Origin of the sequence: Afipia massiliensis (assembly GCF_014203115.1) — a bacterium.
In the GTDB taxonomy this organism is placed as follows: Bacteria; Pseudomonadota; Alphaproteobacteria; order Rhizobiales; family Xanthobacteraceae; genus Afipia; species Afipia massiliensis.
On sequence record NZ_JACHIJ010000004.1, the window covers coordinates 514,267 to 534,359 of the forward strand.

The window sequence follows — 20,093 nt, forward strand, 5'->3', positions numbered from 1 at the left end:
ATCACGGCAGGTGTTGGAATTCTGCGCTGCAGGGTCTCCCCAGAACGCAACACGTCAGCAGAACGGCCCGGAACTTGTGGTTCCATGCTGTTTCGCAGGACGGCGGGTACATCCGCCGCCGTCCGTAATACCAACACCGAAATGAGAGAGTAGTTCCATGCGGAACCCGCGACCGACGCGGGTTCCGCCAGTGGATCAGGCCGCGCGGGCGGGCGGCATCATATCCTTGTAGCCGGGTGCAAGCTGCAACCTCGGTTCCGTCATAGTCTGCAGCTTCTCGAGCGTCATGCCCGGTATCATTTCAGCCACAAGCAGACCCTGCGGCGTGACATCGATCACCGCGTAGTTGGTGTAAATGCGCTTCACCACGCCTGCCGCCGTGAGCGGGTAGCTGCAGCGGAACTTGATGCGCGGCTGCCCCTTCTTGTCGGTGTGCTCCATGAGGACGCGAATTTCCTTGGCGCCCACCGCGAGATCCATCGCGCCGCCGACACCGGGCGGAAACTCCGTGTCTTCCGTGGTCCAGTTGGCGAGGTCGCCCTTTTCCGACACTTCGAATGCGCCGAGCAGGCTGACATCGAGATGACCGCCGCGGATCATCAGAAACGCATCGGCGTGATGGACGTAGCAACCGCCGGTCACCAGCGTCGTCAGATTCTTGCCGGCATCGGTAAGCTCTTCATCTTCTTCACCAGGCTTCGGCGGACCGCCCATCCCGAGCACGCCGTTCTCGCTGTGAAAAATCACCTCGCGAGTTTTCGGCACAAAGCCCGAGGTCAGCGTCGGAATGCCGATGCCGAGATTGACGTAAGCGCCTTCCGGCAAATCCTGCGCAGCGCGCCATGCCATCTGGTGCCGCGTCAAAGGGGTGTAACGAGCAGTTGCATCAAGAGTCACGTGTCAGCTCCCAATCTTGCGCGGTTCGGCAACGACGATTCTGTCGACGAAAATTCCGGGTGTCACAACGGCTTCGGGATCGAGCGAGCCGAGCTCGACCATGGTCTCGACCTCAACCACGGTCAATTCCGCAGCCATCGCGCAGACCGGATTAAAGTTACGGGCGGATTTGCGGTAGGTGAGATTGCCCCAGCGGTCGGCCTTCGCCGCTTTCACCAGCGCGATGTCGCCCCTCAGCGGCTTCTCGAACACATGAAGCCGTCCGTCGATTTCCCGCTGCTCCTTGCCTTCCGCGAGCTTCGTGCCCGCCGAGACAGGCGAGAAAAAACCGCCGAGACCGGCGGCGGCGCAACGCATGCGCTCGCTGATGGTGCCTTGCGGCACCAATTCCAGTTCAAGGCTCTTGGCGCGGTAGGCATTCAGGAAGGCGCTGTAGTCGCCTGAGCGCGGATACGAGCAGATGACCTTGCGCACACGTCCGGAGTTGATGAGGCGCGCCAAACCATGATCGCCGTTGCCTGAATTGTTGGCGACGATCGTCAATTCCTTTGCTCCCTGATCGTGCAGCGCTTCGAGGAGATTGTCGGCGACACCGACCGCACCAAAACCAGGCACCAGCACGGTCGCACCGTCCTGCACACCGGCGACCGCAGCCGCCAGCGACTCTACGCGCTTGTCGATCACCACCTTACTCCTTTGTTAGCGTTCTATTTTCTTGCCTTTGATCGATCGAGCCTAGGCAAAAAGGACGCGTCAATCAAACCTCGCGTCGGCATTGAGGGGATGCAGAAAGCAGCCCTCTTTCGCATCTGCGAAATGAACATTGTATCTGGCACCTTACGCGATCACGCAGCGCATCGCGCATGCGCCTCACGTCCAGATGATCGCGCGATGACATCCGCGACGAAAATCGACGTTGCAAAGTTTTGCAGGCCGGTTGTTAATTAGAACAATTACAAAAAGCGTTTTCTGGAAATCACTGGGGAGGTGCTTGTGTCTACAATCAAATTGACGGTCAACGGCAAGGCGGTGTCTGCCGATGTCGAGGATCGGACCCTTCTGGTCCATCTGCTGCGCGATCATCTCGGCCTTACCGGCACCCATGTCGGATGCGACACCAGCCAGTGCGGCGCCTGCATCGTCCACATCGACGGCCGCGCGGTGAAATCCTGCACCACCATGGTCGGCCAGGCCAACGGCGCCAACGTCACCACCATCGAAGGTATTTCGAAGGGCGACACCCTGCACCCGATGCAGGCGGCATTCCGCGATAACCACGGCCTGCAGTGCGGCTACTGCACGCCGGGCATGATCATGAGCGCCATCGACATCGTGCAGCGCCATCCCGGCGGCCTCGACGAAGAAACCGTTCGCCAAGAACTGGAAGGCAATATCTGCCGCTGCACGGGATACCACAACATCGTCAAATCGGTGCTCGACGCCGCCGGACGCATGAAGGTTTCTGCCGCCGCGGAATGATCCGCGACGACTCAATAATCAGATGTGCAGCTGCCCGCGCTGCTCGCGCGATCAAGGCAGCCCTTATGGAAAGGTCGAGATTATGAGTGTTGAAGGTATCGGCGCACGGGTAGTGCGCAAGGAAGACAAGCGTTTCATCACCGGCAAGGGCAAATACACCGACGACGTCCGCCTCCATGGCATGACCTATGCGTCGTTCGTCCGCAGCCCGCACGCCCACGCAAAAATCAAAAACATCGACGTCACCGCCGCCATGAAGATGCCAGGCGTGGTCGATGTGCTGACAGGCCAGCAACTCGTGGATGACAAGATCGGCAACCTGATCTGCGGCTGGATGATCCACTCCAAGGACGGTTCGCCGATGAAAATGGGCGCGTGGCCGGCCATGGCGCCGGAAACCGTGCGCTTTGTCGGAAACGCCGTTGCTGTCGTGATCGCGGAAACCCGCAATCAGGCGCGCGACGCGGCGGAAGCCGTCGAGGTGGCGTACGAAGAACTGCCGGCGGCCGCGGACATTCGTTCGGCCATCGCATCCGGCGCGCCGCAGCTTCACCCCGAAGCGCCCGGCAACGTCATCTATGACTGGAGCATCGGCGACGAGGCCGCGACCGGCGAGGCCTTCAAGAAGGCCGCCAATGTCGTGTCGATGGATATCACCAACAACCGTCTGGTGCCGAACGCCATGGAGCCGCGCGCGGCGGTTGCGGAATACGATTCCGCCGAAGAGCACTTCACTCTTTACACTACGTCACAAAACCCCCATGTCGCGCGCCTCGTGCTGTCGGCGTTCTACAACGTCGCTGCCGAAAACAAGCTGCGCGTGATTGCGCCGGACGTCGGCGGCGGCTTCGGCTCCAAGATCTTCATCTATCCTGAAGAAATGGTGGCGCTGTGGGCCTCCAAGCGCACCGGCCGTCCGGTAAAATGGACATCCGACCGCACCGAGGCGTTCCTGACCGACGCCCACGGCCGCGATCATCTCACCAAGGCCGAGATGGCGTTCGACAAGGACAACAAGATCATTGGTCTCAGGGTAAAAACCCATGCCAATCTCGGCGCCTACATGTCGCTGTTCTCGTCGTCGGTGCCGACCTATCTCTACGCCACGCTGCTGTCGGGCCAGTACAACATCCCGAACATCTATGCCGAGGTGATCAGCGTCTATACCAACACCACCCCGGTCGATGCCTATCGCGGCGCGGGCCGTCCGGAAGCCTCTTTCGTGATGGAGCGGATGATGGAAACCGCGGCGCGGCAGCTCAAGGTCGATCCGGCCGAGCTGCGCCGCAAGAACTTCATCACCAGCTTCCCGCATCAGACGCCGGTGATCATGGCCTATGACGCCGGCGACTTTAACGCCTCACTCGACGCGGCCTTGAAAGCCATCGACTATGCCGGCTTCCCCGCGCGAAAGGAGCAGGCCAAGAAAGACGGCAAGCTGCGCGGCATCGGCTTCTCCTGCTACATCGAAGCCTGCGGCATCGCGCCGTCGAAAGCCGTCGGCAGCCTCGGCGCAGGCGTCGGTCTGTGGGAATCCTGCGAGGTGCGGGTCAACCCTGTCGGCACCATTGAAATCCTCACCGGCTCACACAGCCATGGTCAGGGCCATGAAACGACATTTGCCCAGGTGGTAGCCGATCGTCTCGGCATTCCGATCGGTCAGGTGTCGATCGTTCACGGCGACACCGACAAGGTGCAATTCGGCATGGGTACCTACGGCTCACGCTCCGGCGCCGTCGGCATGTCCGCCATCGTCAAGGCGATGGAGAAGGTCGAAGCCAAGGCGAAAAAGATCGTCGCGCATCAACTTGAGGCCTCAGAAAACGACATCGTCATCGAGAACGGTGAATTCAAGGTCACCGGTACCGACAAGGCGATTGCGCTGCCGATGGTCGCTCTTGCTGCCTACACCGCGCACAACCTGCCGGACGGCATGGAGCCCGGCCTGAAGGAGACCGCATTCTACGATCCAACCAACTTCACCTTCCCCGCCGGCGCCTATGTCTGCGAGGTCGACGTCGATCCCGGCACCGGCAAGACCGATATCGTCAACTTCGTCGCAGCCGATGACTTTGGACGCCTGATCAACCCGATGATCGTCGAGGGTCAGGTTCACGGCGGTCTTGCACAGGGCATCGGACAGGCGATGCTGGAAGGCGCGGTCTACGACAAGAGCGGCCAGCTCCTGACGGCGTCGTTCATGGATTACGCCATGCCCCGCGCCGACGATCTGCCGTCGTTCAAGGTGTCGCATACCATGACGCTTTGCCCGAGCAATCCGCTCGGCATCAAGGGATGCGGCGAAGCCGGCGCCATCGGCTCGACGCCGGCGGTGATCAACGCGATTACCGACGCTATCGGCAACAACAAGCTTGAAATGCCGGCATCCCCCGACCGGGTGTGGCACGCCATCCATCAGCAACAGGCCGCGGAGTAGCGCATGATCCCGAAAAGTGGATACCGGTTTTCGGAAAAGATCATGCGCAGAAAAACGCCGTAGGGGAGAAGCATCATGTACGAGACAACCTATCACCGCCCGTCCAGCATCGATGACGCCGTCGCGCTCTTCAAGAAGGGCTCCGATTCGAAGTATCTCGCCGGCGGCCACACGCTGCTGCCGGTGATGAAGCAACGCCTCGCACAGCCGTCCGACGTGATCGATCTCGCGCGGATTCCTGCGCTCGTCGGGGTATCGGCGACGGCGGATGCGCTGGTCATCAAGGCGGCGACGACCTACTACGACATCCTCACCAGCGCGGATGCGAAGAAGGCGATCCCTGCCATCGTGCATCTGACCTCGGTGCTCGGCGATCCCGCGGTTCGTTATAGAGGCACCATCGGCGGTTCGATCGCGAACAACGATCCGGCGGCTGATTATCCCGCAGCCGTCGTCGCCCTCGACGCCACGGTGAAAACCAACAAGCGCAGCATCAAGGCTGACGATTTCTTCAAGGGCCTGTTCACCACCGCGCTGGAAGATGGCGAGATCATCACCGAAATCTCGTTCCCGATTCCGGCGAAGGCAGCCTATGCGAAGATGCGCCACCCGGCATCGCGCTTCGCACTCACCGGCGTATTCGTCGCCAAGACGAAGTCGGGCGATGTGCGCGTGGCCGCGACCGGCGCGTCACAGAACGGCGTGATGCGCGTACCCGCCATCGAGGCGGCGTTGAAGGCGAACTGGTCTGCCGGCGCCATCGACAGCGTGACGATTTCAGCCGACGGGCTGATGGCGGACATCCATGGCTCGGCGACCTATCGCGCCAACCTCGTCAAGGTGATGGCGCAGCGCGCGGTCGCCGCGGCAGGATAAATCTCCTTTCACAAAAATGAAAAAGGCCGCCCTTGGGGGCGGCCTTTTTATTCGAGAGCGACAGCGATTTACTCGACGATCTGAACCACACGACGGGTCCGCGGATCGACCAGAACGGTACGGTCGTTCACCACGGTGTAGCGATAGTCGCGAACGCCGTACTCTGCCGGAACGTCGTAATAGGTCACGCCTTCTTCCGGAAGAACGACACCAACCGCGAGGTCGTTCTGATACCGGTAAGAGGGACGACGCTGCTCGACAACGTAGCTGCGGAAGCGCGGACCCTGGTCGACGCCAAGAACGCCCGCAACGCCGCCGACCACGCCACCCACTGTGCCGCCCACAATCGCACCGACCGGCCCGCCTACGCGTTCGCCCTCGCGAGCCCCGCGCTCGACGCCGCCCGGAACGCCTTGAGCCGAGGCGACGGCCGGAATGAGCGCGCTCGTCGAAATCATCGCTAAAACCATCAAAGTCCGCTTCATATTCAAAACTCCCGATTGAAGATTGTCGGGAAGCACAAGTGGCTGACGGCCCAATGGTTCCTGCCGTGGCGGCGAGAACGCGGAATGGCCTTATTCTGGTGGCAACAGGAGCACTTATTGATGGCTCTTTGGCCAAAACTGGCCTAAAGCACCCCCAATTCATCGATTTCTTTGAAACTGCCAGATGCGCGCGTCGTGCGTGCATTGAGCCGTTTCAATCTCATTCATGGCGACAACGCCAACCAAGGTCTCAACGTGAAATCCCTGTCCGCAAGTCCCCCGCTCGCCCGCGCCCTGGCCGAGCGCAACTACAACGATGCAACGCCGGTCCAGACGGCGGTGCTTGCCCGCGATGCCATCGGCCGCGACCTGCTGGTGTCGGCGCAAACCGGCTCCGGCAAGACCGTCGCCTACGGACTGGCCTTCGCAAGCGATCTGCTCGGCGACGCCGAGCGCCTGCCACGCGCAGGCGCCCCGCTCGCGCTGATCGTTGCGCCGACGCGTGAACTGGCCCTGCAGGTTCATCGCGAACTGGAATGGCTTTATGCCTATGCGGGCGCCCGCGTCGTCTCCTGCGTCGGTGGCATGGACCCCCAGCGCGAAAAACGCGAGCTTGAAGCCGGCGCGCACATCGTGGTCGGCACGCCCGGTCGGCTGTGCGATCATATCCGCCGCAAGCGGCTCGACGTCTCCGAACTGAAAGCCGTCGTGCTCGACGAGGCCGACGAGATGCTCGATCTCGGCTTTCGCGAAGATATGGAATTCATCCTCAAGACCACGCCGGACACGCGCCGTACGCTGCTGTTCTCGGCGACCTTGCCGCGCACGATTATCTCCATCACCAAGCAATATCAGAACAACCCCTTTCGCATCGAAGTGGCTGGCGGCGACGGCGGCCATGCCGACATTGAATATCGCGCCATCCGTATCGCGCCGGGCGACGTCGAACATGCCGTGGTCAACGTGCTGCGGTTTTTCGAATCCCCCAGCGCCATCGTGTTCTGCAACACCCGAAACGCGGTAAACCATTTACAGGCCGGCTTGCTCGAACGCGGTTTCTCCGTGGTCGCGCTGTCGGGCGAACTGACCCAGAACGAACGGACCAAGGCATTACAGTCGCTGCGCGATGGACGCGCGCGGGTCTGCGTCGCCACCGACGTTGCGGCACGCGGTCTCGACCTGCCGAATCTCGGTCTGGTGATTCACGCCGATCTGCCGAACGATCCCGAAGTCTTGCAGCATCGTTCGGGCCGCACCGGCCGGGCGGGAAAGAAGGGCATCAGTGTGATGCTCGTGATCCCAGCGCGCAAGCGCCGTGCCGAACTGTTACTCAACATGGCAGGTATCGATGTGGTCTGGGGCACCGCGCCGACCGTCGAGGAGATCCGCACGCTCGATCAGCAGCGCATGTTGCAGGACGCGCTGTTCGGTGAAGAAACCACGGAAGACGATCTGGTGCTGGCGCGCGCGATGCTCGCCGAACGCTCTGCGGAGGACATCGCAGCGGCACTGGCGCGCCTCTATCGCTCGCGCCTTCCCTCGCCCGAAGACATTCTCGATCCCGGCCAGGGTGGCCGGTCGCGCGACGACCGAGGATCGCGCGAAGATCGCGGTGCGCGACGTGACAGCCGCGAGCCGCGCGGTGACGACCGCGCGCCGCGCGCGAAATCGAAATCACGCGGCGAGATGCCCGAAGGCAGCGTCTGGTTTCGCGCCGCCATCGGCCGCAACAAGAATGCCGAGGCACGTTGGCTGCTGCCGATGATCTGCCGTCGCGGCGGAATCGGCAAACAGGATATCGGCGCCATTCGCATTTTCGACGCCAGCACCGAGTTTGAAATTTCCGCGAACGCGGTCGACGAATTTACCGCCAAGATCAAGCGTCCCGACAAGGAAGACAATATCCGCATCGAGGCGCTGCCGAACGGACCGCAGGGCGATACCCCATCGTTCGACAAGCGCCCGCGGAAGCCCGCGCACAAGGAAAGGGATTTCAGCGCCAAACCGCGCTACGACTCGAAGCCTCGGCACGAGGACAAGCCGCGCTACGACAAGCCGAAGCACAGCGAAAAACCTCAGCGGGACGACACTCGCCGCTTCGAAGGTGCACCTCCGCGCGGCAAAGGTCCGAAGCCCGGCAAGAGCCAGGATCGCCAGAGCTGGCCGGATGTCGACAAGGGTGGCCCTGCCAAGAAGCCGAAGAAAAAGAAGCACCGCAAAGGCGGATAGTTTCTTTGAGTGGGGCATGAACGCCGAGGGCCAATTTGCAGCCTTCGGCATCCCTCCCCTTAAGGCTGCTTGGGATACTCCGGCGCGCTGCGTCCCTGAGTAATCAGCCGTGAGCTGCGCTGATCACGCAGGTAGTTCCAGAGCCAGCTGATCGCGACGCTCAGCCGGTTGCGCACGCCTATCAGAAAATAGATGTGCGCGATTCCCCAAATCCACCACGCCAGTGCGCCGCGCAGCTTGATACGGCCGAAATCGATCACCGCCAGCCGCTTGCCGATCTGGGCGAGACTTCCGGCGTGCTTGTAGTGAAACGGCGCGGGCGATGTCTCGCCGCGCAATCGCGCCTTGATCACGTCCGCCACGTATCGCCCCTGCTGTTTCGCCGCGGGCGCGATGCCCGGCACCGGCTGACCGTCAGGCGCGGCGATCGTCACCGTATCGCCGATCGCAAATACTTCCGGACGACCGGGGACCGTAAGGTCAGGCTCGACAATGACCCTCCCGGCACGATCAAGCGGCACGCCGAGCCATTCCGCCGCCGGTGACGCACGCACGCCGGCAGCCCAGAGGATGGTGTTCGATTTCAAAACCTCGCCGCCGTAAATCACGCCATCGGCGCTGCATTCGGACACTGCTCGCCCGAGCACCACTTCAACCCCGATGCGCTCCAGCGAGCGGTGTGCGTAGTCGGACAGATCCTCGGCGAAGCCCGCAAGCACGCGTGGCCCAGCCTCGATCAGAACCACGCGCGCGGCTCGCGTATCGATGTTGCGGAAGTCCGGCGGCAGGGTCACGCGCGCCAGCTCCGCGATGGTCCCGGCGAGTTCAACGCCGGTCGGACCGCCACCGACGATCACGAATGTCAGAAGCGCCGCGCGCCGCTGCGGATCGCTCTCACGCTCCGCGCGCTCAAACGCCAGCAGAAGACGGCGACGGATCGTCGTGGCGTCTTCGAGCGTTTTCAGCCCCGGCGCGAACGGCTCCCATTCATCGTGGCCGAAATAGGCATGCCGCACACCGGTCGCGAGCACCAGCGTGTCGTACTCCAGCGCGTCGCCGTCATCGAGCAAAACGCGCTGCGCGGCGACATCGACGCCTGTAACCGACGCGAGCAGCGTGATCACCTCCCGCCGCCCGCTCAGCAGGTGCCGTATCGGCCACGCGATCTCCGAAGTCGCCAGCGAAGCCGTCGCCACTTGATAGAGCAGAGGCTGAAACAGATGATGGTTGCGCCGATCGATCAGCGTAATGCTGACCGGCGCGCCTGCAAGCCGATGTACCGTTTCCAGTCCACCGAAGCCTGCGCCGACCACGACGACGCGATGACGGCCGGTTGTTGCCGCCTCCGCGTTATCTTTCCCGCCCGGGATATCGGCCGACCGCTCCATGATGTCTCTCCGCAAAGAAAATCATTCATGAGTTGGCGGCAAATTTCCGCGCAAGGCAAGCTGGCGAGAGGCGAAATGCATCGTCCATCGGGCTCATCCAAGAAGCCCGGCCAAGTAAAGCAACACCCCCGCCGAGGCGCAGGCAGCCAGCGTCTGCAACATTCCGGCATTGAAGCGGAATATCGCTGCAGCCGCCGCGAGCGACAGCGCAAGCGCCCACGGATCGACGCTCCTGAGCATAGGAGCCTCGAACCAGAACCCGAAACCGCGCACCGGAAATGTTTCGCGAAAAACGGTGTGGATCGCGAACCAGATCGCAAGGTTCAGGATCACGCCCACCACTGCTGCGGTGATCGCGGAAAGCGCCCCCGCGAGCGCCTTGTTACCGCGCATCATCTCGATAAACGGCGCGCCGAGAAAGATCCAGAGGAAGCAAGGCGTGAAGGTCACCCAGGTCGCCAGCAGCCCGCCCAGCGTTCCCGCCATCATGGGCGACAGCGGGCCGGGATCGCGAAAGGCGGCCATGAAGCCCACGAACTGCAACACCATGATCAGCGGACCGGGCGTGGTCTCGGCCATGCCCAATCCGTCGAGCATCTCGCCCGGACGCAGCCAATGGTAATTCTCCACGGCCTGCTGCGCGACATACGCCAGCACCGCATAGGCGCCGCCGAACGTCACCATGGCCATCTTGCTGAAGAACACCGCAATCTGCGTGAAGACGTTGTGCTCTCCGAGCAGCAGAAGAAGCGCGGCCACGGGTATCAGCCACAACAGCAACCAAACGACGGCCACCCGCAGGGAGCGCCCGAGGTTCGGGCGTGCATGGCCGGGCACTTCGTCGCCCAGCAAGGCATCGACCATAGCCGTGGAATTTTTGCTGTCATGCCCGCCGCCGACTGCGAACACCGCAAGCTCGGCCCGGCCACCGAAGTAGCCAATCAATCCAGCAACTACGATGATGATCGGAAACGGAATATCAAAAAAGAAGATCGCGACGAATGCCGCGGCCGCGAGTCCCTGCATGACCTGATTCTTCAGCGCCCGCTTGCCGACACGAACGACGGCCTGAATCACGATGGCCAGCACCGCCGCCTTCAGACCGAAAAACAGGGCGGCAACGAATCCGACATTGCCGAATGCAGCGTAGACGTAACTCAGCGCCATAATGGCGACGATACCGGGGACAATGAACAAGCCTCCCGCCATGATGCCGCCGCGGGTGCGATGCATCAGCCAGCCGATATAGGTGGCCAACTGTTGCGCCTCGGGGCCCGGCAACAGCATGCAGTAATTGAGGGCGTGCAAGAACCGGCTTTCGGAAACCCAGCGCTTTTCCTCGACAAGAATCCGGTGCATCACCGCGATCTGCCCGGCGGGGCCGCCAAAACTGAGCATCGCCACCCGCAGCCAGACCCGAAATGCTTCGGCCAGACTCGGGAAATCCGGAGCAGTCCGCTCGTGCAGAGCCGCTGGCGGCGTGGTCACATCGGTCATGCCTTCGCTTTCACTTTCGCTTTGTGCGATGGCCAATTGTGGGGTTCGTCGGTGGCATCCCGACACCAACGATAGAAGGCATCGTACAGCCCCAGACCCGCTTCGAGCTGTTCGAGGTCGTCGGAGTACATTCGCGACAATCCCAGTGAAGCCGCAAGCAGGCCGGGTGCCTCCGGCGAAAGATCGAGGCGCGCTGTATCCGCCGCCCGCACGATGGTCGCAAGACGCTTGAGCGGCTCGAGTCCCAGCCCGAATTCCTCGACCATAACATCGAACGTACAGAGCTCTCCGCGATGGCTCCAGTGGACGTTTTCAATATCGAAGGCAGCGGCACCAAAACGCTCCGCAACAGCTTCGACCTCGGAGGCGCTTACGAAAAGAAATACCGCGGAAGGGTCGACGAACCGGCGGATCAGCCACGGGCAGGCGATGCGATCGATCTTCGGTCGGGCGCGTGTAACCCATACGGTTCGCCCTTGTGGATCGCGGGCAGGAAGCTTGGACACAGGAACAAGCGGGCGCCCCTCCTTCGCCCACGCTTCAATTCCGCCTTCAAGAATGTTGGCGGAGGCGCCGGCATGACGCAGCCACGCGGCGACACCCTCGCTGAGTTTGTGTCCTTTTCGGCAAATCGCGACGACGGTCCGCTTTGAAAAGCCCGGCGCCCACTCGGCGACTTCCCTGTGGCTGCGGCGGATAGCGCCGGGAACCAATCGCGGGTCGGCGTTGAAATCCTCGTCGATCCTGACATCAACGAGTACCGGGCACGCGGGCGTACCGATTAAACGGGCAAGCTTATCAGGGGAGATTGCGTTGATTGCTGACATGATGCGTCCTTGTTGGAAAACCGGACGCGATTCTTGGGCATGTCGCCTTGTGGGGAGATCGCTTCCCCATAACTTGAAGTAAAATCAAGGAGTGCAATTTTGTCAATTGCGGATTGGCTGGGCTGACCGCCCGGCGATACGCATTGACCAAGGTTTGATGGCGGAGAGGGAGGGATTCGAACCCCCGATAGGCTTGCACCTATGCCGCATTTCGAGTGCGGTGCATTCGACCACTCTGCCACCTCTCCAGGTACCAAAGCAGCGGTTTCCCGCCGGGTCGCGGGGCGAGTTCTATGCGAGGATGCCGGTCCAGACAAGGCACCGGCAGCCTTTTCGTGCCATTTAGAGAGAATGGATCGGGCTCGCCGGAAACGCCACGGCCACGAAAGCCTTCTGGGCGCTGCACCTGACCTCGAAGCCGATGCGCGCACCCGCCCGCAGATTTCTCGCCTCACCCCTTTTTCTTCTCTTTCGCATTGCGCATGGTGAAGCGCGCGTTGCCGAGCCCAGTCCCGATGGTAAGGATCCCCCAGCGCTTGTAGTCCTGCATGAAGGGGATCTCGCTTAAGCCCTGCACCACGCCGTCATTGTGCATCAGTACCGCGGTGTCGTGATCGCCGATGCTCGGGATCAGTTCGATCAGGCTGGCGGGTAGGTTGAATTTGCTGCTTTCCCAGTTCCCCGGCAGATTCTGCGCGCCTTTCTCGATCGAGCCGTCAGCATCAATCGCACCGGGACACGAGACGCCGATAAACGGCGCAAGCTTCAAACCTTCGGCCTCGGCGCCCTTCAACAACGCTTTCAGCATCCCCGCGAGTTTCTTCACCGCACCTTCGCGGGTCGGCTCGTCATCGACATGACGCCATAGTTCTGATTTCCAGACCGACGCTTTCGACAGATCGGGGGTCTTCTTCTGGCGGGTTTCGACCACACCGCAGCGAATGTTGGTGCCGCCGATATCGACCGCGATAATGCTGTCGTGCCCCTCGAAAATCCACGACGGCACCAGATGCGCGCAGCCGATCAGCGCCGCCTCATCCGGGTGAAACCGGATCGGGATCAGGCTGACTTTTGCGCCGCCCGCCTTGAGAATGATGTCCGCCCGGGCAATCGCCAGTTCGCCGATCCGGCTTTGCCGAAAGCCGCCGCCGACGATGATCGCCTCGGTCTTGTCCCAGGCCTTGGTCTTGAGAAAGCGCCCCGTGACGTAAGCCAGCTCCTGGGCGAATTCCTCGATGGCACTGTGGATCAAGGCTGCGGCTTCGACGTCATCACCGACCAGGATCTCGTCCAGTTTCTTCTTGCTGATCTCTTCGGTCGACTTGGCGCCGAACGGATCATCTCCGTTTTTCTTCAATGGTTTTCGCCACTTATCGAGGATGTCCTGAAACGCCCCCTTGCTGGCCCGGTCGCCCAGAAAACCATCCTCGTCTTTAAGTTCGATGTTGTAGCTGTCGATGTCCACGGACGGCAGGCGTGCCGCCCCGTGATTGCCGATACCGGCGGTCGTCAGCGTGTCTTCAGCCATATCCGGGGACCCCTTGCCTGTTGCGGGGTATAACGGCCGGGGAACCGGATGGTTTCGGGGGCACGGGCGCGGCAGCACGGACGGCAGCCTTAAACGCCAGAAATCGAGCCAAATGGCTTATAAACGGCCCATTTTGGGGTCGCTTTTTCTTGACTCGTTGTCTTCTGCGGCTATAACACCCGCAACCCGGCGCGGGATTTCTCGCGCCGTTTGTTTTTGTGCGACCGGCCGGACGGCTCCGATACGAGAGCAGCCCCGATAGCGCAGAGATTTCGCGATGATCAAGTGATGATCGCGGTGAACCCATCGAGCGCGGCCAGCAAAAGTGGAAACCGGTTTTGCGTCCGGTCGCGCTTAAGATGTAACGACTGAACAAGAAGCCGGGCCGGATTTATCCGAGCATCGGAATCGAACACGAAGGATGAAAACGATGTTCGCAGTCATCAAAACCGGCGGCCGGCAGTTCCGCGTCGTACCGGATGATGTGCTCGAGATTGGCAAGATCGCCGGCGATGTCGGAACGATCGTGCAGCTTGGCGAAGTAATGGTGGTTGGTGGCGACACGCCGGTCCTCGGATTCCCGTTCGTTTCGGGTGCGTCCGTGGCCGCCGAAGTGCTGGACCACAAGCGCGGCCCGAAGGTGATTTCCTTCAAGAAGCGCCGCCGCAAGAATTCGAAGCGCAAGCGCGGCTATCGCGATGAAATCACGGTGATCCGCGTCACCGAGATTCTCACCGACGGCAAGGCCCCGACCGTGGGTCCGCGTCCGAAGCGTGAAAAGAAGATCGAGGCCGCTCCGGTGGACGGTGACGAGGCTCCGGCCAAGGTCGCCAAGAAGGCTCCGGCCAAAAAGGCAGCGTCAACAGCCGCCGCCAAGCCAAAGACCGCGGCCAAGAAAGCCGCGCCGAAGGCAAAGAGCGACGAAAAGTGAAATGATTCCGTCAAGGAATCGGTCTATAGCTTAAAGCGAATTTTGGAGACGGAGCCATGGCTCACAAAAAAGCAGGCGGTTCATCGCGCAACGGACGCGACTCGGCAGGCAAGCGCCTTGGCATCAAGGCGTTCGGCGGCGAGCACGTGATTCCGGGCAACATCATTGCACGTCAGCGCGGCACCACCTGGCACCCCGGCCTTAACGTCGGCATGGGCACGGATCATACCCTGTTCGCCAAGGTTGAAGGCCGCGTCGAATTCCGCGCCAAAGCCAACGGCCGCACCTTCATCTCGGTTATTCCGATGGCGGTTGCGGCTGAATAAACGGTAGACACATCGCGTCTGCCGGGTCTCGTTGAACCGGCAGAGCACTGGAAGGCTCGAAGGGGAGACGGGTAACCGGCCTCCCCTTTTGTTTTGCTCGTTTTGGGGACGGGCACATCACGGAGCCTGACCATGTTGCTGGAAAAGCCAACGCCCACGTTGCGGGAATCAAGAGCCGTCGTCCTCGAGACCGATCGGCTGGTTTTGCGTCAGCCGACGCTCGCGGACGTAAAAGCCATTGCGCGTGTCGTCGGCGACAAGCGCGTGTCGGTTAATTTACGCCGCGTACCGCATCCCTACACGGCCGACGATGCGATCAGCTTCGTGACCACCATCGCCGCCACCATCGACACCGTATTTCTGGTCGAGCACGAGCGTGCCGCGATCGGGCTTGTCGGCGTGAGCTGGGAAAACGAAAACGCGCCGGAACTCGGTTACTGCTTCGGTGTCGATCACTGGGGCAAGGGCTACGCGACGGAATCCGCGCGGGCCGTGATCGATTACGCCTTCGAGGAATTCGCCATCGACGAACTGCTGTCCGGGGCGCGGGTGCTGAATCCGGCCTCGCGCCATGTGCTGGAGAAGTGCGGCTTCCAGTGGACCGGCGTTGAACTGCACCGCTTCCTGACGCTTGGATCATCGACACCGGTCGATCGCTTCAAGCTGGAGCGCGGCGTGTGGGCTTCGCTCAAGAGCTGGAGCAGCTCAACGCGGCGGTGAGCTGCCAGAGCATGATCCTTTCGAGAAACCGGTGAGGATCATGCTCTAGACCACCGTGGGCGGATTGGGCTCCGGCTCGCGATGCATGACCGCGCGTTCACGCAGGAAAATATAGATTCCCGCGCAGGCCACGATCGTCGCCCCGATCATGGTGTTCAGTGACGGCACGTCGCCGAACACCAGAAATCCGAGCACGATTGCCCATACGATCATCGTGTACTGAAACGGCGCCACGACGCTGGCGGGCGCCAGAATCAGCGAGCGATTGAGGCAGAGCACGGCGACCACATTGACTGTGCCGCTGACGAGCAACAGGCCGACAATCAGCCATGTCGGTGGAAGGAAAATGAAGGCGGACACGATTCCACCGAAGACGAACGAGCCCACGACCTGAGTCATGGCCAGAAAAAAGTTCGACGTGCCACGCACGTAACGCGTCACGATCATGAAGACCGACTGGCACAGGCATCCCGCCAGCGCAATCATTGCCGGCCAGGAAATAGCAGCGCCGGTCGGGCGCAGCGCGATCAGTACGCCGATGAAACCGACGACCACCGCCGTCCAGCGTCGCCAGCCAACATGCTCGCGCAGGAAAATCGCCGAGAAGGCCGTGACAAAGATCGGTGCTGCGAGATAGCAGGTCGTCGCATCCGCCAGCGGAATATACTTGATCGCTGTAAAGAACAGCATGCCGTCGGCGACCGACAGCGCCATCCGCAGCACCTGCAATCCGGGCCGCGGCACGCTGCGTACCGCCGCAAAATTGTCTCGCGCGAGAAACGGCAGCAACGTCGCAATGGCCGCAAAACCACGGATGAAGAAAAGCTGCGCCGGCGGATAAGCCGCCACCATCATCTTGCTGAAGACATTGACCAGCGAGAAGATCGTGATGGCCGCCAGCATGAACAGAATGCCCGCCAGCGTCGAGGATCGCGTCGCTGCACCGCTCGATGGTTTGAATGGACTCGTCATGCGCGTCAGCCCGGCGGGGGCACCACCACCGGGTCTTCGTTCGCAAGAGCGCGCTCGCGCAGGAAGATGTAGAAGCCGGCGCCGATAATCACCGCAGCGCCCAGCAGTGTGGCAACGGAGGGCACGTCGCCGAACGCCACATATCCAAAGATCACCGCCCAGACGATCATCGAATATTGATACGGCACCACGACGCTGGCCGGCGCCAGCATCAGGGAGCGGTTAAGGCTGAGCAGCGCGCCGACCGAAATACAGGCGGCCAGCAGGAAAAGGCCCAGATCCGTCAGCGGCGGCGTTATCCAGCCCAGCGGCGCCATGATCGCGCCGAAGGTGATGGTGCCCGCAAACTGGGTCGACGCCAGCACGATGTCGGGCGCATCCCGCAGCGACCGCGTCACCAGCATCAGCCCGGCAAACGACATGCTGCCGCCGAGCGCGATCATCGCGGGCCAGCTCACCGTCTGAGCCGAGGGTTGCAGGGCGATCAGCACGCCGCTGAATCCGATCCCGATTGCGACCCATCTTCGCCAGCCAACCCGCTCGCCAAGGAAGAATGCCGCTCCCGCGGTGACGAAAATCGGCGCCGCCAGATAGTAGGTGATGATATCGGCGAGCGGCAGATAGATCGATGCCGCGAAGAATGCGGCGACTTCGGCCGTGGAGAGCACGACGCGCAGAAGCTGCAAACCCGGCCTGCGAATCCGCGTAAACTGCGACCGGTTGCGCCAGATCAGCGGCGACAGCAGGATCATCGAGCCCAGACCGCGCAGCAGCAGCAATTGCCCCACGGAATAGGTGGCGACGATGTACTTCCCCACCGCGTCGCCAAACGAGAACAGCCAGACAGCCAGCAGCATCAGCGCGATGCCCGCGAGCCCAGCCGAGCGGTTTCCGGCGTTGGCGGAGATTTTCGCAAGCATGGTCATGGGGTGCCGCCGGATAGCGTTAATTCGTCAAAAAAACGAACCGATAACGTCGTTTAGAAGGCAGATGGCGGTTCGGCAACCGTTACAAATGCAGCCTTTATAGCCATATCATGCATGAATGGGTTGCCGCTCAGGCACCCATGGCGCATACATTGGCGCATACATACAAGCGCGATCGGACCCAAAAAAGCCGGGCTTTTGCCGATCGCGGCGTAACGGAAAACCGATGAAATTTCTCGACGAAGCCAAGGTCTACATCCGCTCCGGCGACGGCGGCAACGGCTGCGTGGCATTTCGCCGCGAGAAGTTCATCGAGTTCGGCGGCCCTTCCGGCGGCAATGGCGGCCGGGGCGGCGACGTCATTGTCGAGGTCGCAGACGGCCTCAACACCCTGATCGACTATCGCTACCAGCAGCACTTCAAGGCGCCGAAGGGCGTGAACGGCATGGGGTCGGATCGCCATGGCGCCAACGGCAAGCACATCGTGATGAAGGTGCCGCTCGGCACGCAGATTTTCGACGAGGATCGCGAGACCCTGATCCACGACTTCACCGAGGTCGGCGAGAAGTTCGTCCTGGCGCAGGGCGGCAATGGCGGCTTCGGCAACGCCCATTTCAAGACCTCAACCAATCGCGCGCCGCGCAATGCCAACCCCGGATTGCCCGGCGAGGAACGCTGGATCTGGCTGCGGCTGAAACTGATCGCCGACGCAGGTCTTGTCGGATTGCCGAACGCCGGCAAGTCCACGTTCCTCTCGGTGGTCAGCGCGGCGAAGCCAAAGATCGCGGATTATCCTTTCACGACCCTGCATCCGCAGCTCGGCGTCGTCGGCATCGACGGGCGCGAATTCGTGCTGGCCGACATTCCCGGACTGATCGAGGGCGCGCATGAAGGCGCAGGTCTCGGCGACAGATTTCTCGGACACGTCGAGCGTTGCCGGGTCTTGCTGCATCTGGTGGACGCGACCAGCGAGCATGCCGGCAAGGCTTACAAGACCGTGCGCGGCGAACTGGAAGCCTATGACGGCAACCTCGCCGACAAGATCGAGATCGTCGCTCTCAACAAGATCGACGCCGTATCGCCAGAGCATCTCAAGGACCAGAAGGCGCGGCTGAAACGCGCGGCGAAAAAGACTCCGCTCTTGATCTCTGGTGTGTCGCGCGAAGGCGTGCCGGAAGCACTGCGGGCATTGCTGGCCGTGATCGGCGAAGCGCCAGTGTCGACCAAAGCCAAACGAGCGAACGAAATCGCGCCGGAAGCAGAGCCGGAGCCGTCGGGCTGGAACCCGCTCGGCCGCTGATAATCTGTTCGCAATTTCAACTTAAGCCCACCACACACTGATTTCCGATGTCGAACCCCAAACTCAAGAATTTCCGCCGCATCGTCGTCAAGGTCGGTTCGTCGCTGCTGATCGACGCTGCTGCCGGTGAAGTCCGCGCGACCTGGCTCGCCGCGCTCGCCGCCGATATCGCCAAGCTGCATCAGGCCGGCAAGGATGTGCTCGTCGTCTCATCCGGATCGATCGCGCTCGGGCGAAGCCGCCTGAAGCTGCCGAGCGGCCTGCTCAAGCTTGAGGAAAGCCAGGCGGCAGCGGCCGTCGGCCAGATCGAACTGGCGCGCATCTGGTCCGGTGTGCTCGGCCATCACGGCATCGGTGCCGGACAAATTCTGGTCACGCTGCAGGATACCGAAGAGCGGCGGCGTTATCTCAATGCGCGCTCGACCATCACCAAGCTTCTTGAATGGCGCGCGGTGCCGGTGATCAACGAGAACGACACTGTCGCCACCAACGAAATCCGGTATGGCGACAATGACCGGCTTGCGGCGCGCGTCGCCACCATGACCAGCGCCGACCTGCTCATTCTACTGTCGGACATCGACGGGCTCTACACCGCGCCGCCGTCGGCCAATCCAAATGCGAAACTCATTCCCGTCGTCGAATCCGTCACCGCGGACATCGAGGCGATGGCAGGTGCCGCCGAGTCCGAATTGTCACGCGGCGGCATGCGCACCAAGATCGAAGCTGCGAAGATCGCAACCAGCGCCGGCACGCACATGCTGATCGCGTCCGGAAAGATCGAACACCCGTTGCAGGCCATCGCCGACGGCGGACCCTGCACCTGGTTTCTGACGCCGGCCAATCCCGTCACCGCGCGCAAGCGCTGGATCGCCGGATCGCTCGAGCCGAAAGGCACCCTCACCATCGACGCGGGGGCGGTCGCGGCCCTGCGCGCCGGCAAGAGCCTGCTGCCGGCGGGCGTGATCCGGGTCGACGGGCAATTCGCACGCGGCGACGCCGTGGTGGTGCGCGGACCCGACACCCACGAGATCGGCCGCGGCCTTGTCGCCTATGACGCGGATCACGCCGAGCAGATCAAGGGCCGCTCATCCTCGGATGCGGCGCAAATCCTCGGCATCACCGGGCGCGCGGAAATGATCCATCGCGACGACCTCGTGGTTGGCGGACCACGCGGCACCGACAGCGCCAAATAGCGGCGTCCGGCCAAAGCCCGAGCGCGGCCAATGGCCTAGCGGCCGATCCTATCGGCCACTGGCCGACCCCGCCGGGCAGCCA

Annotated in this window: 18 protein-coding genes and 1 tRNA gene; 9 read left to right on the top strand and 10 right to left on the bottom strand. The window is 62.1% G+C overall.

Annotation, left to right across the window (positions count from 1 at the left end; all coding sequences use genetic code 11):
• Window positions 1-195: 195 nt before the first annotated feature.
• Entirely contained in the window at window positions 196-849 is a 654-nt protein-coding gene (locus tag HNQ36_RS16245; protein WP_184087097.1) for a 3-oxoacid CoA-transferase subunit B, read from the bottom strand.
• A gap of 51 nt (window positions 850-900) precedes the next feature.
• A complete protein-coding gene (locus HNQ36_RS16250) occupies window positions 901-1,578 on the bottom strand; it encodes a 3-oxoacid CoA-transferase subunit A (protein WP_430641375.1) in 678 nt (225 codons plus the stop codon).
• A gap of 312 nt (window positions 1,579-1,890) precedes the next feature.
• Between HNQ36_RS16250 and HNQ36_RS16255 the strand changes: the two genes are divergently transcribed.
• The 3 genes from HNQ36_RS16255 to HNQ36_RS16265 all read left to right on the top strand — a co-directional run bounded on the left by HNQ36_RS16255 (window position 1,891) and on the right by HNQ36_RS16265 (window position 5,689).
• Window positions 1,891-2,376, top strand: coding sequence for a 2Fe-2S iron-sulfur cluster-binding protein (locus HNQ36_RS16255; RefSeq protein WP_184086845.1), 486 nt, complete (start codon window positions 1,891-1,893; stop codon window positions 2,374-2,376).
• A gap of 82 nt (window positions 2,377-2,458) precedes the next feature.
• Window positions 2,459-4,813: a xanthine dehydrogenase family protein molybdopterin-binding subunit gene (locus tag HNQ36_RS16260; RefSeq protein ID WP_184086847.1), complete on the top strand. Its 2,355-nt coding sequence runs from the start codon at window positions 2,459-2,461 to the stop codon at window positions 4,811-4,813.
• 75 nt (window positions 4,814-4,888) lie between these two features.
• Entirely contained in the window at window positions 4,889-5,689 is an 801-nt protein-coding gene (locus HNQ36_RS16265) for an FAD binding domain-containing protein (RefSeq protein ID WP_184086849.1), read from the top strand.
• A gap of 68 nt (window positions 5,690-5,757) precedes the next feature.
• Here HNQ36_RS16265 and HNQ36_RS16270 read toward each other — a convergent pair whose 3' ends face one another.
• Window positions 5,758-6,174: a DUF1236 domain-containing protein gene (locus HNQ36_RS16270; RefSeq protein WP_184086851.1), complete on the bottom strand. Its 417-nt coding sequence runs from the start codon at window positions 6,172-6,174 to the stop codon at window positions 5,758-5,760.
• A 255-nt stretch (window positions 6,175-6,429) separates the two neighbouring features.
• Between HNQ36_RS16270 and HNQ36_RS16275 the strand changes: the two genes are divergently transcribed.
• Window positions 6,430-8,403 carry a DEAD/DEAH box helicase gene (locus HNQ36_RS16275; protein ID WP_184087099.1) on the top strand — a complete coding sequence of 658 codons (1,974 nt, stop codon included), beginning with the start codon at window positions 6,430-6,432 and terminating at the stop codon, window positions 8,401-8,403.
• Between the two features lie 59 nt (window positions 8,404-8,462).
• Here HNQ36_RS16275 and HNQ36_RS16280 read toward each other — a convergent pair whose 3' ends face one another.
• The 5 genes from HNQ36_RS16280 to HNQ36_RS16300 form a co-directional block, all read right to left on the bottom strand.
• The gene (locus HNQ36_RS16280) at window positions 8,463-9,791 is read right to left on the bottom strand and encodes an NAD(P)/FAD-dependent oxidoreductase (protein WP_210312053.1); all 1,329 of its coding nucleotides are present in this window, start codon (window positions 9,789-9,791) and stop codon (window positions 8,463-8,465) included.
• Between the two features lie 93 nt (window positions 9,792-9,884).
• A complete protein-coding gene (gene chrA / locus HNQ36_RS16285) occupies window positions 9,885-11,288 on the bottom strand; it encodes a chromate efflux transporter (RefSeq protein ID WP_184086853.1) in 1,404 nt (467 codons plus the stop codon).
• On the bottom strand, window positions 11,285-12,115 hold the full coding sequence (locus tag HNQ36_RS16290) for a chromate resistance protein ChrB domain-containing protein (protein ID WP_184086855.1): 831 nt from the start codon (window positions 12,113-12,115) through the stop codon (window positions 11,285-11,287). Before HNQ36_RS16290 ends, chrA begins: the two co-directional genes overlap by 4 nt.
• A gap of 158 nt (window positions 12,116-12,273) precedes the next feature.
• A tRNA-Ser gene (locus HNQ36_RS16295) sits at window positions 12,274-12,363 on the bottom strand.
• 203 nt (window positions 12,364-12,566) lie between these two features.
• Complete coding sequence (locus HNQ36_RS16300; protein ID WP_184086858.1) at window positions 12,567-13,643, bottom strand: ROK family protein; 1,077 nt, start codon at window positions 13,641-13,643, stop codon at window positions 12,567-12,569.
• A gap of 430 nt (window positions 13,644-14,073) precedes the next feature.
• Between HNQ36_RS16300 and rplU the strand changes: the two genes are divergently transcribed.
• The 3 genes from rplU to HNQ36_RS16315 all read left to right on the top strand — a co-directional run bounded on the left by rplU (window position 14,074) and on the right by HNQ36_RS16315 (window position 15,620).
• Entirely contained in the window at window positions 14,074-14,574 is a 501-nt protein-coding gene (rplU, locus tag HNQ36_RS16305) for a 50S ribosomal protein L21 (RefSeq protein ID WP_046828028.1), read from the top strand.
• Between the two features lie 56 nt (window positions 14,575-14,630).
• Entirely contained in the window at window positions 14,631-14,900 is a 270-nt protein-coding gene (rpmA, locus tag HNQ36_RS16310; protein ID WP_019199405.1) for a 50S ribosomal protein L27, read from the top strand.
• A 132-nt stretch (window positions 14,901-15,032) separates the two neighbouring features.
• Window positions 15,033-15,620: a GNAT family N-acetyltransferase gene (locus tag HNQ36_RS16315; protein WP_184086860.1), complete on the top strand. Its 588-nt coding sequence runs from the start codon at window positions 15,033-15,035 to the stop codon at window positions 15,618-15,620.
• Between the two features lie 45 nt (window positions 15,621-15,665).
• Here the strand turns inward: HNQ36_RS16315 and HNQ36_RS16320 are convergent, their stop codons facing one another.
• Both HNQ36_RS16320 and HNQ36_RS16325 read right to left on the bottom strand, forming a co-directional pair.
• Window positions 15,666-16,592 carry a DMT family transporter gene (locus tag HNQ36_RS16320; RefSeq protein WP_184086862.1) on the bottom strand — a complete coding sequence of 309 codons (927 nt, stop codon included), beginning with the start codon at window positions 16,590-16,592 and terminating at the stop codon, window positions 15,666-15,668.
• A 5-nt stretch (window positions 16,593-16,597) separates the two neighbouring features.
• Window positions 16,598-17,518, bottom strand: coding sequence for a DMT family transporter (locus HNQ36_RS16325; protein ID WP_184086864.1), 921 nt, complete (start codon window positions 17,516-17,518; stop codon window positions 16,598-16,600).
• A 226-nt stretch (window positions 17,519-17,744) separates the two neighbouring features.
• On the opposite strand from HNQ36_RS16325, the gene obgE reads away from it, so the two are divergent.
• Window positions 17,745-18,818: a GTPase ObgE gene (gene obgE / locus HNQ36_RS16330; protein WP_184086866.1), complete on the top strand. Its 1,074-nt coding sequence runs from the start codon at window positions 17,745-17,747 to the stop codon at window positions 18,816-18,818.
• A 47-nt stretch (window positions 18,819-18,865) separates the two neighbouring features.
• Entirely contained in the window at window positions 18,866-20,011 is a 1,146-nt protein-coding gene (gene proB / locus HNQ36_RS16335) for a glutamate 5-kinase (RefSeq protein WP_184086868.1), read from the top strand.
• Window positions 20,012-20,093: the final 82 nt, after the last annotated feature.

Bases quoted from the DNA above. Each gene is read 5' to 3' on its own strand.
- HNQ36_RS16300 (WP_184086858.1), bottom strand. From the start codon at position 13,643: ATGGCTGAAGACACGCTGACGACCGCCGGTATCGGCAATCACGGGGCG.
- HNQ36_RS16290 (WP_184086855.1), bottom strand. From the start codon at position 12,115: ATGTCAGCAATCAACGCAATCTCCCCTGATAAGCTTGCCCGTTTAATC.
- obgE (WP_184086866.1), top strand. From the start codon at position 17,745: ATGAAATTTCTCGACGAAGCCAAGGTCTACATCCGCTCCGGCGACGGC.
- proB (WP_184086868.1), top strand. From the start codon at position 18,866: ATGTCGAACCCCAAACTCAAGAATTTCCGCCGCATCGTCGTCAAGGTC.
- HNQ36_RS16325 (WP_184086864.1), bottom strand. From the start codon at position 17,518: ATGACCATGCTTGCGAAAATCTCCGCCAACGCCGGAAACCGCTCGGCT.
- HNQ36_RS16280 (WP_210312053.1), bottom strand. From the start codon at position 9,791: ATGGAGCGGTCGGCCGATATCCCGGGCGGGAAAGATAACGCGGAGGCG.
- rpmA (WP_019199405.1), top strand. From the start codon at position 14,631: ATGGCTCACAAAAAAGCAGGCGGTTCATCGCGCAACGGACGCGACTCG.
- HNQ36_RS16260 (WP_184086847.1), top strand. From the start codon at position 2,459: ATGAGTGTTGAAGGTATCGGCGCACGGGTAGTGCGCAAGGAAGACAAG.
- rplU (WP_046828028.1), top strand. From the start codon at position 14,074: ATGTTCGCAGTCATCAAAACCGGCGGCCGGCAGTTCCGCGTCGTACCG.
- HNQ36_RS16315 (WP_184086860.1), top strand. From the start codon at position 15,033: ATGTTGCTGGAAAAGCCAACGCCCACGTTGCGGGAATCAAGAGCCGTC.
- chrA (WP_184086853.1), bottom strand. From the start codon at position 11,288: ATGACCGATGTGACCACGCCGCCAGCGGCTCTGCACGAGCGGACTGCT.
- HNQ36_RS16320 (WP_184086862.1), bottom strand. From the start codon at position 16,592: ATGACGAGTCCATTCAAACCATCGAGCGGTGCAGCGACGCGATCCTCG.
- HNQ36_RS16270 (WP_184086851.1), bottom strand. From the start codon at position 6,174: ATGAAGCGGACTTTGATGGTTTTAGCGATGATTTCGACGAGCGCGCTC.
- HNQ36_RS16245 (WP_184087097.1), bottom strand. From the start codon at position 849: ATGGCATGGCGCGCTGCGCAGGATTTGCCGGAAGGCGCTTACGTCAAT.
- HNQ36_RS16265 (WP_184086849.1), top strand. From the start codon at position 4,889: ATGTACGAGACAACCTATCACCGCCCGTCCAGCATCGATGACGCCGTC.